Here is a 13,964-nt window from a genome sequence, read left to right as displayed (position 1 = left end):
ACTTACAAGCCTTTACTTGCAGGGCTCGAAAACCATTGCATGCCCGTTGATACAGTAGCGCAGGCCGGTCGGCGGCGGTCCGTCAGGGAAGACGTGGCCGAGATGGGCCTCGCAGGTGCCGCAGCGGATTTCCGTGCGCACCATGCCATAGGTGGTGTCGCGGTGTTCGGTCACGGACTCCGGAGAGACCGGTTCGAAATAGCTCGGCCAGCCGCATCCTGCATCGAACTTGGTGTCGGAGCGGAAGAGCGGCGCATTGCAACTGACGCAGCGGTAGAGTCCGGTCTCGAACGAATCCCAATAGGGACCGGTAAAGGCGCGTTCGGTGCCGTGCTGGCGCGTGATGCGATACTGCTCAGGGGTCAGCAGTTCCTTCCATTCGGCATCGGTCTTGTGAATTTTTGGTGTGGTGGTCGTTTCGGCCATGGAGTGCTCCTTTCGCCGATGGGGGCAATCTCTTTCGTGCGCAAATGTGGTGCGCTGAGCACGATTGATCAAGTCTGGGATCAGGCCTCAGAATCAAACCTGCCGCGTCAAGGCCCCAATTGCCATCTACCCAATTCGGGGGAAGACGACGAATCACCCGTGCTTTATCTTTAGTGTGCCATTAAGCTTAATGCTGCGTGTTTCGGGGACAAACGGTGTTTCATACTCTGATGATTGTTCTGTACGGCGCAGTCGCCGCAATCGCCCTGGGCGTGACCCTGCTGGAAGGCTGGGTCAATCACGACCGCTGGACGGTACATCGCATTGGCGGGCTGATCGCCTGCATTCTCTGGCCTTTGCCGCTTGCTTTCTTCATCCTGCACGGTTCCGTTTCCCGTCTCGTCACACGCCTTTCCTGAACTCCAAGCCTGTGAAAACCGCCGCCTGCATCCATTGCGGGTTGCCGAAATTGCTTGAGGCTATCAGCCGATTCGCCTAAGCCTTGGAAAAGGCTGCTTGCCGGCTTTCATCCGTGCTCACGGGGAGGGGACATGGCCGATGTCACGGCTCTGACATTTCTGGCCCTGTGTCTGCCGTTGATCGGCGCTCTCGCGGCTCCCTTCATCATTCGTGCCTTTGGCGCAGGCGGTGCCTGGCTGCTCGCCATCGCCCCTTTGCTCGCCTTCCTGCATTTCCTGCGTCTCGTGCCGCAAATCGCTCACGGCGAAGTCATAACCGGCGGTTATGACTGGGTGCCGGGCTTGGGCCTGCGCTTTTCCTGGTTCCTTGACGGATTGTCGCTCACCTTCGCCCTGCTCATCACCGGCATTGGCACGCTGATCGTGCTCTACGCCGGCGGATATCTGAAGGGCCATCCGGATCAGGGCCGGTTCTTCTCCTTCATCTTCCTTTTCATGGGCGCGATGCTCGGCGTCGTGGTGTCGGACAGCTTCCTGATGTTCTTCATCTTCTGGGAGCTCACCTCGATCACTTCCTTTCTGCTGATCGGCTTCGACCATGAGCGGGAGGCGGCACGGCGCGCCGCTTTGCAGGCACTCGTCGTCACCGGCGGGGGAGGGCTGCTGCTGCTGGCCGGCTTACTGCTGCTCTGGGGACTGACAGGCGTTGCTCAGTTGTCCGAGTTGCTGCAGTTCGGCGATGTCGTCAGGGGCAGCCCGCTCTATTTCGCCACCCTATTGCTGGTGCTCGGCGGTGCCTTCACCAAATCGGCACAGTTTCCATTCCATTTCTGGCTGCCGAATGCCATGGAAGCGCCCACACCCGTTTCCGCCTACCTGCATTCCGCCACCATGGTGAAGGCCGGCGTCTACCTGCTGATGCGGCTGAACCCGGTCATGGGCGCGACGCCCGCATGGGAGGTCCTGCTGCCCGTCTTCGGCGGCCTGACGCTCGTTACCGGCTCGGTGCTTGCGATCCGCCAGACGGACCTGAAGCTGAAGCTCGCCTACACGACCGTCTCTTCCCTTGGCCTGCTGGTGCTGCTGACCGGCTTCGGCTCGCACGCAGCCATCGAAGCGGCGGTGCTCTATCTGGTGGCGCATTCGCTCTTCAAGGGCGCGCTCTTCATGATCGCCGGCATCATCGACCATGAGACCGGCACGCGTGATATCACCCGGTTGCGGGGCCTGCGAAGGGCCATGCCGCTGACCTTTGTGATCGCAATGGCAGCTGCCCTTTCCATGGCTGGTCTGCCGCCATTCTTCGGTTTCCTCGCCAAGGAGGAGATCTATACAGCCCTTGCCGCCGGCGATCTCTATTCGATCCTCGTCACGGCCCTTGCCGTCTTCGGCAATGCCCTGATGTTCGCAATCGCCTTTGCCGTGGCGCTGAGGCCCTTCCTCGGCCGGCCGGTGGAAACACCGAAACATCCGCATGAGGCGCCGGTACTGCTTTGGCTCGGCCCGGCGATCCTCGCTGTCGCAGGGCTGCTCGCGGCGCTCTTTTCCGGTTTCGCCCATGCCATGATTTCCTCGCCCATGGCCTCTGCCGTTGTGGGTGAAGCTACGGCCATCTCCATTTCGCTGGCCCCGCATATCGGCGTGCCGCTTGCCCTGTCGCTGCTGACGATAGTGCTCGGTGTCGTTGTCTACTGGCATCTCGACCGTGCCCGCGCGCTTGTGGCCTATGCCCTGCGCTCCGCCCTTGGTCCCGATCGCGGTTTCGATCACGTCATCTCCGGGCTTGTGCGTTTCGCGCACCGCTTCATCGGCATCGTCCAGCCGAGACGTCTCGATATCTATGTCGCCTGCACCTTTGTCTGTGTGGCAGCGATGCTGCTCGTGCCGCTCGTCATCCATGACGAACTGCCGCTGGCCTTTGCCTGGCCCGCAGACCTGCGCCTGCGCGAAGCGGGCATCATGCTCATCGCCATGCTCGGCCTCGTCGCGGTGCTGATCGCCCGCGACCGGTTGACGGCTATCGTCTCGCTTGGCATTCAGGGTTTTGCTGTCGCGCTGATCTTCCTGCTCTTCGGCGCTCCGGATCTCGCTTTCACCCAGTTCATGGTCGAAACGCTCGCAGTCGTCATCCTCGCCCTCGTCATGACCCGTCTGCGCCTGTCGCCGACCGATCCGCGCCACGGCGCCCGCCGCCTCTTCGATATCGCGCTTTCACTCGCATGCGGCCTCGGCTTCGCGCTGCTTTTGATGCGCGCCACGGAAGCCCCGTTCAACACGGCGCTCAGCGATTTCTTCAACGCCCATTCGAAGCTGATCGCCCATGGCGCCAATGTCGTGAACGTTATCATCGTCGATTTCCGCGGCACGGACACGCTCGGCGAAATCGCCGTCGTGGCGGTGACAGGCCTCGCCATCCTGGCGCTCATCCGCATCCGCGGCAATACGGAGCGCCGGCTGGCGACGAACGATCCGGATGCGGAGGAGGCATGAGCCGGGTCTTCGCAAAACCTGTCGGCGTCGGCATCCGCCTTCTCGTGTCTGGCCGCCCGGCCACGCAGAGAAGCGGGGGCGCCGCATGAACACCGTCATTTTCCGCACGATCGCTCCCTTTATCACCGCGCTGATGCTGCTCTTTTCCGTCTTCATCCTGCTGCGCGGCCATAATGAGCCGGGTGGCGGCTTCATCGGCGGGCTGATTGCCGCTTCGGCTCTGGCGATCTACGGCATTGCCTTCGGCGTTGAGGCAGTACGCCGGGCGATCCGCTTCCACCCGCTGGCGATTGCCGGCTTCGGTCTGCTCCTCTCCTGCCTCGCCGGCCTGATCTCTGTCCTTTTTGCCGTGCCCTTCATGACCGGCCTCTGGGTCTATCCCGTCGTGGCAGGCGTGGAGGTGCCGCTCTCCAGCGTCGTGCTCTTCGATCTCGGCGTCTATTTCGTGGTGCTCGGCGCCGTCGCCTCGATCGCGCTGGCGCTGGAAGAAAGGGAGGTGGACTGATGGAGGCGCTCTTTGCCATCGTCGTCGGCCTGTTCTTTTCGGCCGCCATCTATCTGATCCTGTCGCGCTTCTCGATCCGTATCATGCTCGGCATCGCCATTCTCGGTAACGCCGTGAACCTGCTGATCTTCACGGCAGGACGGCTGACCCGCGTCGTGCCGCCGATCATACCCGCCGGGGCCGACATGCTGCCATCAGGTGCGGCCAATCCGCTGCCGCAGGCGCTGATCCTGACGGCCATCGTCATCTCATTCTCCTTCCTCGCTTTCCTGCTGGTGCTGACCTACCGCGCCTATCAGGAGCTCGGCACAGACGATACGACCCGCATGCACGATGCCGAACCCGAAGACCGGCCGCTGCCGCCTGTGGGGTATTGAGCATGGTTGTGCGGATGCTCACCCCCCTCTGCCCGTCGGCTATCAAGGGAGGCACCCCCTGATGGCCGCCCCCATCACCGATCTCTCTGCCGCCATGGTCACCACCCCGGTCCCGCCGGCCCACTGGCTGGCGATCCTGCCGGTCGTGCTCTGCATCAGCCTCGGCGCGCTGCTCCTGATGCTGCGGGACCTTCCCCGCCTGCAGGCATGGATCGCCGTCACCGGCCTTGCCGTCCTCCTGCTTCTCGACGCCGCTCTCCTGCGGCAAGTCGTCGAACACGGTCCGCTCACCATGGTCATGGGGCGCTGGCTGCCGCCCTTCGGTATCGCTTTCACGGTCGATATCTTCAGCGCGCTGATGGCGCTCGCCGCAGCGGTCGCTGCCCTTGCCGCCGGCATCTATGCGCTCTCGGATACCACCGAAAGCGGCCGGCGCTACGGTTTCTTCCCGCTGCTGATGCTGCTGATGGCTGGTGTCACCGGCGCCTTCCTGACCGGCGATATCTTCAACCTCTATGTCTGGTTCGAGGTGCTGCTCATCTCCTCCTTCGGCCTGCTGATCCTCGGCTCCGAACGGGCGCAGATCGATGGCGCGCTGAAATATGCGGTGCTGAACCTCATCGCCACGACGCTGTTCCTCATCGCTGTCGGCATCCTCTACGCGAGCTTCGGCACGCTCAACATGGCCGATATTGCCGAGCGGGCAGCGGGCTTGAGCGACACAGCGCCACTGATGACGCTCGCCTGCCTCTTTCTGCTCGCCTTCGCCATGAAGGCCGCGGCCTTCCCGGTGAATTTCTGGCTGCCGGCCTCCTACCACACGCCGCGCATCGCCGTTTCCGCGCTCTTTGCCGGCCTGCTGACCAAGGTCGGCATCTATGCGCTGCTGCGTGTCCTGGTCATGCTGCTGCCGGCCGAGCGCGATGAGCTCAGCCTGCTGATCGCGATCGTCGGAGCCCTGACCGTTCTCGTCGGCGCATTGGGTGCGCTCGCCGAGACCGACCTGCGTCGTCTGCTCGGCTATGTGGTGATATCAGGCATCGGCAACATGTTGGTCGGTGCCGCACTCGGCACCGCCGATGGCCTCGGCGGCGCAGTCTTCTATGCGCTGCATTCAGTGGTGCTGATGACGGCGCTCTATCTTCTGGCCGGCGAAGCGGGCAGGCGGGGCGGCTCCTTTTCGCTGGCCGCGCTCGGGGGCCTTTATCGCCAGAGCGGCTGGTTTGCCGCGATTTCGCTCATGCTGCTCCTGGCCGCCTGCGGCCTGCCGCCCTTTTCCGGCTTCTGGCCGAAGGTGCTGCTGGTCAAGGCCTCGCTCGATGTCGGTGCCTGGTGGCTGGCGGGCGCGATCCTGCTCGGCGGCTTCCTGCTGACGATCGCCTGTGGCCGCGTCTTCCTGTTTGCTTATTGGCGTCCCACCCTCCTGACGCTCCCGCCGGTGCGAACCGGCTGGACAACCGGCCTGCCGCTTGCCGCATTGACGATCCTCGTCATCGGCTTCGGCGTCCTGCCGGAGCAGTTGCTGCAGCTCGCCCGGTCGGCCGCCGACGGGCTTGCCGATCCCTCCGCCTATATCTTTTCCGTCTTTCCGGAAGGGACTATACGATGATCGTGCTGTTCCTGAGCCTGCCGCTCGCCATTGCCTGGGTCGCCGTGACCGGCAGCGCCTCGCCGCATAATTTCGTTTTCGGCCTCGTCCTGTCGCTGCTATCGCTCGCCGTCGTGCGCGAAGCCTTTGCCGACCGTTCGCCGCCGCGCCGTATCCGCCCTTTGCATGTCCTCCTGCTCGCCGGCCTTTTCCTGAAGGAATTGGCGCTTTCCGCCTGGCGGGTGGCGCTGACGGTGCTTTCGCCGCGTATGCAGCTTACTCCCGGCATTCTCGCATTCCCGTTGACGGTGACGAGCGATTTCCAGATCACTCTGCTTGCCAATCTCATCACGCTCACGCCCGGCACACTCTCGGTCGATGTGTCAGCGGATCGGCGTACGCTCTATGTGCACGCGCTGGACTGTGCCAATCCGCTGGCCGTCAGACGCGATATTGCTGACGGATTCGAGCGCCGTATCATGGAGGCCTTCGGATGATAACGCCCGCCGCCATCGTTTCCACTGCCGCATTCGCAGCGCTTGGCATCCTCTGCGTGGCGCTCTTCATAACGGTCTGGCGGGTCATTGCCGGCCCCAGCCTGCCGGATCGCATCCTGGCGCTCGACATGCTTACAGGCATCGCCATCGGCTTCATCGCCGTCGTCGCGGTGCGCACCGGCTTCTCGCTTTACATCGATATCGCTATTGCGCTCGGCCTCGTCGGCTTTCTGGCAACCGTCGCCTTCGCCCGTTTCGTGCTCTCGCGCGGAAACGCGGGGCCTGAGACGCGAAAGAGGAGCGAATGATGATGGACTATGCGCTCGCTATAATCACCGCCGTCCTGCTGCTGGCCGGTGCCTTCTTCGCGCTGGTGGCCGCGATCGGTATCGTGCGCCTGCCGGATCTCTATACGCGCATGCATGCCGCTTCCAAGGCCGGCACGGTCGGTTCCGGCTTGTTGTTGCTTGCCGCCGGGCTTTACTCGGGCGAACTTGCTGTGCTTGCAAGAGCGCTGGCCGGTTTCCTCTTCTTCATTCTGACGGCACCGGTTTCTGCACACCTTCTTGCGAGAGCTTCGCATATATCAGGGCATTTTCCGGCCGATATCTCAGTACGTGACGATATGCGAATGCGCTGAAGGCGGGGCTACTCAGAATTTTAAGCAATTTTACGCAAACTTATGCACCGAAAGCACGAGTAAAGCTTGCTGAACTGCTGACCAATTCTTTGTGATGGATTTTTTTTCTAGGAAAATCACAATTAATAATTGGCCTTTTGCGAAAACGATGCTATTTGAAAATCCAAGTAGAGTTCTGATTGTGAATTAGAAACGTACTGCTTCCAAGTCCCTTAGCCTTGATTGCCAATGTCTAACTGGGTGACGGCCTGGAAGAATACGTAGTAGCTCACCTTCAGGCAGTATTGGTGCAGAATACGGTCTTCGGAATCTAGGGGTGGATTCCGGTTTTTCGAAACAAAGGCTGTGACCTGCTCTTTTGCTGTTTGGCTCTGCGACGAGGGTTCTTTGTCTTTTTGGGAGAAGGACCGTTTGAGCATGCTAACAGGAGAAAGAATATGACGGATATGGCGACCGGCAATGCGCCGGAGCTGCTTGTGGAACTGACGGCCGATATCGTCGCGGCCTATGTCAGCAACCACGTTGTCCCGGTCAGCGACCTGGCCAATCTGATTTCCGATGTACACTCGGCATTGAGCAACACATCCGTACCGCAGCCGGTGGCAGCGGTCGTCGAAAAGCAGAAGCCCGCAGTCTCTGTCCGCAAGTCCGTACAGGACGAGCAGATTACGTGCCTGGAATGCGGCGGCAACTTCAAGTCCTTGAAGCGCCACCTGATGACGCATCACAATCTCGCGCCGGAAGAATATCGCGAGAAGTGGGACCTGCCTGCCGATTACCCGATGGTAGCCCCGGCCTATGCCGAAGCGCGTTCGCGCCTCGCAAAGGAAATGGGCCTGGGTCAGCGCCGCAAACGCGGACGCGGCTGAGTATCATACCGCTAGACGATAAAGAGCCGGGCCTGCTGCCCGGCTTTTTTGTATTTGCCGATCGTCCCTTCCGGGGATGTTCGGCCCTCGTCATTTATCTTCAAAAAAAGCGCGGCAAAAAATGTCGGCCCCGCGATTGCTCATCCGTCTCTAAAGCATGTCGCGCAAAAGTGCGCAGCGGTTTTGCGATAACGACATGCGAAAACAAAAGCCTGAAGCGTGGCGGGCAAATCTGAAAGATCGCGACACGCTTTAGGGCAATTCCAGCAAAAGTGCCCAGCGGTTTTGCGTTCGGAATTGCGTGAAGCAAAGAGATTGATGACAGGCAGGCACTCATGCCGCCGCAAATAAGAGGAGAAGAGACAATGCGTGTAATGGTCATCGTCAAGGCGACAGCAGACAGTGAAGCGGGCGTCATGCCCTCGACTGAGCTTCTGGCGGCCATGGGCAAGTATAACGAGGATCTGGTCAATGCCGGCATCATGCTGGCGGGCGAAGGCCTGCATCCGTCTTCCAAGGGAAAGCGCGTTGCCTTCGATGGCCCGAAGCGCCTCGTCATCGACGGTCCCTTCGCCGAAACTAAGGAACTGATTGCCGGTTACTGGCTGTGGCAGGTCAAGGACATGGATGAGGCGCTGGAATGGATCAAGCGCTGCCCCAATCCGATGCCTGGCCCGAGCGAAATCGAGATCCGACAGGTCTTCGAAGCCGCCGATTTCGGCGAAGCCTTCACACCGGAGCTTGTCGAGCAGGAAGAGCGCCTGCGCGAAAAGATGGCTGACGGCAAATAATCCCATCAGGGGATATTATACTCGGGCGCCCGGCGGATTTCCTCCGGGCGCTCAGCCGTATGTGATCGCAGCTCTGTATTATACCGATCACGCGCCCTCAGGCCGCAGCGCGTACACGCGCTTCCTCGCGGATGCGGTTCACCATCGAGCGCAGCCCGTTGGAGCGCTGCGAGGAGAGGTTTTCGGTGAGCCCGATCTTGGAGAAGATCTCGAAGGCATCCAGCGAAGCGATTTCGGACGCCGTCTTGCCAGAATAGGTGGCGAGCACGATGGCGACGAGGCCGCGCACGATATGCGCATCGGAATCGCCTTCGAATGTCATGACCGGGTTGTCGGGATCGCCTGACGTATGCGTCACCAGCCATACCTGGCTGGCGCAGCCCATCACCTTGTTCTCGGAAGTCTTCTTCCCGTCTGCCAAATCAGGCAGCGCTTTGCCGAGTTCGATGACGTATCGGTAACGGTCTTCCCAATCATCCAGGAAGGAGAAGTCGTCGATGATCTGGTCGAGGGTCGCCATGCTGTCAGGCCTTTCACTGTTACTGAATGATATAGGTGAAGCGACCGCAGATTTGAACTGTTAAAAAAGAAACGCCGTGAGGGATGGGCATCCTCACGGCGCAGCAAAGTGCTGAAATAAACAGGGCAGGCACGTCAGGCATGGGGCATCTCCGCGTCATGCGGACCACCGATGCAAGTTTGGGCGGGCGGATGCCCGCGAAATTCGTCAGATCGCCGGTTTCGGCGTCGGCAGCGGGATCGCGCCGGCCGGAATGGTGCTAGCCGAGATAGTACCAGTCACGACCTGTTCGGCCGAGGCACCGTCATCGACCGGCGGGCGGTAGGGCTGCGGCAGGTGCGGCATCGGCTGGTTCAGCGCGGCCTGTGCCTCGCGCACGGTGTTGGTGACGGCCTCCGGCAGGGAAGGAACGGCGAGTGCCACAGGCGCCGGCGGCGCAGCCGTCTTTGCAGAAGCCATTTTGGAGCTGTCATCCCTAAACTGGCTGTCGAGCAGTTCATAAGCGACACGGGCGCCTTCGCGGGCCCGGTAGCCGAGAGCCGTCAGGGTTTCCCCGCCCTTGGTGCAGACCTCGGGCTTTTCGGAGCACATGCCGGTCATATAGTCATAAGCGCCGCTTGCCGCCGTGAAGGCGTCGGAAAGCTGCAATTGCGGGTGGCCGGCATTGTCGAAGCTCTCCGAGCTGAAAACGGAGAGAGCGACGAGCACAAGGCCAAACCAGAATGATCCTTTGATCAGAAACCACATTGTCTTGCCCATCCTGTTTTCCCGTCCGGTCTTGTCGCCGAATCGGGCCGGTTGTCCGGTGTGTTTGCACCCTACCGCCAAGTTGCGAATGCCGCTTTTCGAAACTCACTGGCATTTGCGGCAAATTTGTCTCGAATTTTAATGATCGGTATTTTCGGGGCATTTCAGTCAAATTCTACCGGATGTCGTTAAGCATGGTGGCAGCCGCCGCCTGCAATCGTTGGGCTTTTGGCCCGCCGCTCTGCCATAAGAGTTAACGCAATGCTGAAATATGAGGAAAATCCGTCGCTTACCTGCTATTAACCACAAAATTCAAAGAGCCATGCGGATGGCCCAAAACGGGACTTTTAGCGTTTTTGGGCTGTGGAAGGCGACTTTGCCTTATCCTTTCCTTAAGCCGAGGGGGCCTATTGTCCGGGGTAATGAAAGGCCTTTTCGGGCAGGTATTGCGTGCGTGTATTGAGTGACATCGGCGGCCGGGCGACAGCCCTCGTGGACCGGGCAGCGGCAGGCTGGCTCTCCCGGACGAGCGGTGGCGAAGCTGTGCGCCAGAGTGAGCTCGCGATTCTGCGCCGCCTCGTCTTCCTGTCTTCTGCCGCTCTTATTGCCGCTCCGGTCGGCCTCTCCATCGTCACCAGCCCCGCTGTTGCACTGCCGGCCGGTGTCGCCACCGTCTGCGCCGCCTTTCTCTTTTCCGCCGTCGGCAGCATCGCGCTGGCTCGGCAGGCTATCCCCCAGCACGTGGCGGCAGCCACTGCCGACGATCTCTTCCTTGAGATGAGCCCAGGCCTCGTGCTCTTCCTCGATCCGCATGGCAGCGTGACGATGACGGGCGGCCGCGACAAGCGCGACTATCTCGCCTGGATGCGCGACCTGAAAGGCCGAGGCTTCTTCGAGCAGGTGCATGTTTCCGACCGCATTCTTTTCCTGCAGGCGCTGGATGCACTACGCCAGGGCGAGGAAAAAGCGATCGTCGATCTCAGGCTGGAGCGTCCCTCGGTCTCGCGCGATAGCAGGCAGTTCGCTTACCTGCGTATGGATATGACCGCGCGGCGCGATATCGACGGCATGCTTTCGGCCGTCGTTGCCCAGTTGCATGATGTTTCGGTAGAACAGCGGCTTCGCGCCGAGGCGCAGGCACGCGCGACCGATGCGGAATCGGCCAATGACGCCAAATCCCGCTTCCTTGCCGCCGTCAGCCATGAGCTGCGCACGCCGCTGAACGCCATCCTCGGTTTTTCGGATATCCTGATCGGCGAATATTTCGGCAAGTTCGAGAACGAGCGTCAGCGTGAATATGCCGGCCTGATCCGTGAATCCGGCGCGCATCTGCTCTCCGTCGTCAACACGATGCTGGACATGAGCAAGATCGAGGCCGGCCGCTACGAGCTGATGCTCGAGCCTTTCGATATCGGCGCATCGATCCGCTCCTGCGAATCAATGCTGGCCCTGCAGGCCAGGAGCAAGGGTGTCACGCTGACGAACCGTGTCCAGCGCGGTATCGGAGAGGTCGTGGCCGACCAGCGCGCGCTGCAGCAGATCCTCATCAATCTCGTCGGCAATGCCGTGAAATTCACCGACGCTGGCGGCGTGGTCACTGTCGATGCGGCCATGCGTGACGGCATTCTCAAGCTGACGGTCAGCGATACCGGCATCGGCATTCCGGCCGACAGGCTCGCCACACTCGGCCAACCTTTCGTCCAGGTCCAGAATGATTATACCCGCCGATTCGAGGGCACGGGTCTTGGTCTCTCGCTGGTCAAGGGCCTGGTCGCCCTGCATGGCGGTCATTTCGCCATCGCCAGCCAGCCGGGCGAAGGCACGATCATCACCATCGAGATCGCCGCTGATGGTTCCGGCGCCTGCACCGGCGAGGATACCGGCCAGACGGGCCCCGTCGAATTTCCGCCGCGACTGAAGGGTGCGGTGGTCGCCGTAGAACTGGAGGAGGGGCTCTTCGATGGCCGCGCGCAAGCGAAAATCGCCTAAAGGCAGGAAAGGGCGGCAGCAGCCGGGCCTTTTGATGACCGGTGTGGCGGCGCTCGGCGGTGTCGGCCTGCAGGGCGCGACCGCGCTGGGTGGCCTCGGTCTCCAGGGTGCTGGTGCGCTCGGCGGCGTCATCGGCCGCAATCCTTCCATTGCCGGCGGCACGATCGCTTTCGTCGTCATCTTCTCTTTCGTCGCCGCCAATGCGCTCTGGTATCAGCCGGGCTCGCACCCGCATCCGATCTTCCGCACGCGCGATCCGGGCGCGCCGACGGCTATCGGCTTTCGTCCGCAGGCCGAGCCGCAAGGCGATGTCACCACGTTCCGCATCGAGCGGCCGGACGATGCCAGCGCGACGACCCAGACCACGCCACCACCTGCCGTGGCCGGCCAGCAGCCGAACCAGCTCGTGATGGATATCCAGAAGGAGCTGATCCGCCGCGGTCTCTATAACGGCAATGCGGATGGCGTCATCGGCCCGCGCACCAGTGCCGCCATCCTCTTCTTCGAGGAAACGGTCGGCATGGCGCAAAGCGGCGACGCGACGCCCGAAGTGCTCGCAGCGCTCAGAACCGATGCCGCCGGCCCCTCGACCATTCCCGTCGAAAAGCCGCGGGAGGACGTGACGTCGAAGGCAACGGAGGAAGATCCGGTTGCAGCTGCCATCCGCAGCGCCGAAAAGACCGTCAAGACGGCGCCGTCCGCGCCGAAACAGGTTCCGCTGTCAGGCATTTCCAATGTCGATCTGGTGCTGAAGATCCAGAAGGGCCTCACCAACATGGCCTACGCCAATGTCGGCGTCGACGGCGTTGCCGGCGAACAGACCCGCGCTGCCATCAGACACTTCCAGAAGCACTATAATCTTCCGGAAAATGGCGAGCCGAGCGAAGCCGTGCTGAAGAAGCTCAAGGAAATCGGCGCGCTTTAAAGCAATCCCGGCAAACATGCGCAGCGGTTTTGCTCCCGGAAGAAAAGACGAACCAAAATTGGCTGCTGATGGTGACAACCTTGTCGTCAAACCTGGCGCGCAAGGGACGATGGCTGGTTCGCCAGCCGCAGGAGCCGGTAGTCCACCGTCGGCACCCGTCCTTCCACATCCACCACTTCTTCGATCGGGCCGACATTGATGGCAGCCGACGTCCGGTAGCGCTTCGGCGCAATGCCGGTCACGCGCTTGAACGCATTGCTGAAGGCGCTTTCTGAGGTATAGCCGAGTGAAAGCGCCAGCGAGGAGACGGGCATCGAGCCCTCGCGCAACGCCCGTTCGGCAAGGCGCATGCGCCAGGCGGTGAGATAGGTGAGCGGAGCGACGCCCGCGACCGTCTTGAAGCGCAGCGCGAAGCTGGTGCGCGACATGCCGGCCGATTTCGCAAGCTCTCCAAGCTGCCAGTCATGCGCCGGGTCCGAATGCATCAGTCGCAGCGCCGGCGCGATTTTCTCGTCGCCGAAGGCGCGCAGCCAGCCAACCGTCAGCGGCTCCGATGTCATGATATGGGCGCGCAGCACCTGTACGAAGATGAGCTGCGAAAGCTGGGTGGAGGCAAGCAGTGCGCCCGGTTTACCCGCCGCCATTTCCCGCACCAGCTGATCCAGAAGCCAGCGCAACACGCCGGCCTCAGCAAGGGTCGCCCGCACATGGATGACCGGCGGCAGCACGTCGAGCAGCAATGCCGTGCCGGTTGGTCCAAGCGCGATATGCCCGCCGATATAGAGGAAATCCTCGCCCATGCCGTGCCGCGCCATGCCATTGACCTTCTTCTCCTTGAAGGTCGTGACAGCATCGGCCGGCGTCATCGCAAGATCGGTTGCCAACACGAAGGAATGCTTGCCGTTAAGCAGGACGACGTCGCCGGCTTCGAGAAGGATCGGCTCGCTGCCATTGTCGAGCACCAGCCAGCAGCGGCCTTTGGCCACCGCGCTGATCTTGATGCGGTTCGGCTGCGGAAAGGCAAGCGCCCAGGCGCCGCCGGCAATCAGCCCGCCGGCCATCAGGCAGCGGGCATCGAGCAGACTGAGCATTTCGGAGAGGGGATCACTGGTCATCTTTGTACGATGGCGCAAGAAATCGGGATTTACAAGCATTCAGAATCCCGTGCGTCGGACATAGAT

Annotated in this window: 16 protein-coding genes; 12 read left to right on the top strand and 4 right to left on the bottom strand. The window is 61.6% G+C overall.

What is annotated here, in order from left to right; genetic code table 11:
* Positions 1-12: 12 nt before the first annotated feature.
* Positions 13-426, bottom strand: a complete 414-nt coding sequence (gene msrB, locus ACR9ZQ_RS20395) for a peptide-methionine (R)-S-oxide reductase MsrB (protein WP_481428668.1) — start codon at positions 424-426, stop codon at positions 13-15.
* Positions 427-641: 215 nt separating this feature from the next.
* On the opposite strand from msrB, the gene ACR9ZQ_RS20390 reads away from it, so the two are divergent.
* From ACR9ZQ_RS20390 to ACR9ZQ_RS20345, 10 genes are all read left to right on the top strand, one after another.
* Positions 642-845, top strand: coding sequence for a hypothetical protein (locus ACR9ZQ_RS20390; protein ID WP_113322567.1), 204 nt, complete (start codon positions 642-644; stop codon positions 843-845).
* A gap of 132 nt (positions 846-977) precedes the next feature.
* Positions 978-3,335: a putative monovalent cation/H+ antiporter subunit A gene (locus tag ACR9ZQ_RS20385; RefSeq protein WP_481428667.1), complete on the top strand. Its 2,358-nt coding sequence runs from the start codon at positions 978-980 to the stop codon at positions 3,333-3,335.
* Between the two features lie 85 nt (positions 3,336-3,420).
* Positions 3,421-3,840 (top strand): Na+/H+ antiporter subunit B, encoded by a 420-nt coding sequence (locus ACR9ZQ_RS20380; protein WP_481428666.1) that lies wholly within the window; start codon positions 3,421-3,423, stop codon positions 3,838-3,840.
* Positions 3,840-4,217 (top strand): Na+/H+ antiporter subunit C, encoded by a 378-nt coding sequence (locus tag ACR9ZQ_RS20375; protein ID WP_310377930.1) that lies wholly within the window; start codon positions 3,840-3,842, stop codon positions 4,215-4,217. Before ACR9ZQ_RS20380 ends, ACR9ZQ_RS20375 begins: the two co-directional genes overlap by 1 nt.
* Positions 4,218-4,278: 61 nt before the next feature.
* Positions 4,279-5,826: a Na+/H+ antiporter subunit D gene (locus tag ACR9ZQ_RS20370; protein ID WP_310377928.1), complete on the top strand. Its 1,548-nt coding sequence runs from the start codon at positions 4,279-4,281 to the stop codon at positions 5,824-5,826.
* Positions 5,823-6,302: a Na+/H+ antiporter subunit E gene (locus ACR9ZQ_RS20365; RefSeq protein ID WP_310377925.1), complete on the top strand. Its 480-nt coding sequence runs from the start codon at positions 5,823-5,825 to the stop codon at positions 6,300-6,302. Before ACR9ZQ_RS20370 ends, ACR9ZQ_RS20365 begins: the two co-directional genes overlap by 4 nt.
* A complete protein-coding gene (locus ACR9ZQ_RS20360; protein ID WP_310377923.1) occupies positions 6,299-6,610 on the top strand; it encodes a cation:proton antiporter in 312 nt (103 codons plus the stop codon). Before ACR9ZQ_RS20365 ends, ACR9ZQ_RS20360 begins: the two co-directional genes overlap by 4 nt.
* Positions 6,610-6,942, top strand: a complete 333-nt coding sequence (gene mnhG / locus ACR9ZQ_RS20355; RefSeq protein ID WP_007821521.1) for a monovalent cation/H(+) antiporter subunit G — start codon at positions 6,610-6,612, stop codon at positions 6,940-6,942. The genes ACR9ZQ_RS20360 and mnhG overlap by 1 nt, the downstream gene beginning before the upstream one ends.
* A gap of 437 nt (positions 6,943-7,379) precedes the next feature.
* Positions 7,380-7,811, top strand: coding sequence for a Ros/MucR family transcriptional regulator (locus ACR9ZQ_RS20350; RefSeq protein ID WP_007821525.1), 432 nt, complete (start codon positions 7,380-7,382; stop codon positions 7,809-7,811).
* A gap of 365 nt (positions 7,812-8,176) precedes the next feature.
* Positions 8,177-8,602, top strand: a complete 426-nt coding sequence (locus tag ACR9ZQ_RS20345) for a YciI family protein (RefSeq protein ID WP_113322572.1) — start codon at positions 8,177-8,179, stop codon at positions 8,600-8,602.
* A gap of 97 nt (positions 8,603-8,699) precedes the next feature.
* Here the strand turns inward: ACR9ZQ_RS20345 and ACR9ZQ_RS20340 are convergent, their stop codons facing one another.
* Together ACR9ZQ_RS20340 and ACR9ZQ_RS20335 are read right to left on the bottom strand one after the other, a co-directional pair.
* Positions 8,700-9,122, bottom strand: coding sequence for a SufE family protein (locus ACR9ZQ_RS20340; protein WP_481428665.1), 423 nt, complete (start codon positions 9,120-9,122; stop codon positions 8,700-8,702).
* Between the two features lie 207 nt (positions 9,123-9,329).
* Entirely contained in the window at positions 9,330-9,869 is a 540-nt protein-coding gene (locus tag ACR9ZQ_RS20335; RefSeq protein ID WP_481429344.1) for a DUF5330 domain-containing protein, read from the bottom strand.
* Positions 9,870-10,319: 450 nt separating this feature from the next.
* Here ACR9ZQ_RS20335 and ACR9ZQ_RS20330 point away from each other — a divergent pair, with 450 nt between their 5' ends.
* Together ACR9ZQ_RS20330 and ACR9ZQ_RS20325 are read left to right on the top strand one after the other, a co-directional pair.
* Positions 10,320-11,858 (top strand): sensor histidine kinase, encoded by a 1,539-nt coding sequence (locus ACR9ZQ_RS20330; RefSeq protein WP_481428664.1) that lies wholly within the window; start codon positions 10,320-10,322, stop codon positions 11,856-11,858.
* On the top strand, positions 11,830-12,783 hold the full coding sequence (locus ACR9ZQ_RS20325; RefSeq protein WP_481428663.1) for a peptidoglycan-binding domain-containing protein: 954 nt from the start codon (positions 11,830-11,832) through the stop codon (positions 12,781-12,783). The genes ACR9ZQ_RS20330 and ACR9ZQ_RS20325 overlap by 29 nt, the downstream gene beginning before the upstream one ends.
* 86 nt (positions 12,784-12,869) lie before the next feature.
* Here the strand turns inward: ACR9ZQ_RS20325 and ACR9ZQ_RS20320 are convergent, their stop codons facing one another.
* A complete protein-coding gene (locus ACR9ZQ_RS20320; protein WP_481428662.1) occupies positions 12,870-13,937 on the bottom strand; it encodes an AraC family transcriptional regulator in 1,068 nt (355 codons plus the stop codon).
* Positions 13,938-13,964 lie beyond the last annotated feature (27 nt).

The sequence above is a fragment of the Rhizobium sp. KNZ14-9A genome (assembly GCF_056755015.1).
Note: the sequence above shows the minus strand (reverse complement) of the source record. Positions and strands in the feature narration are given on the sequence as shown.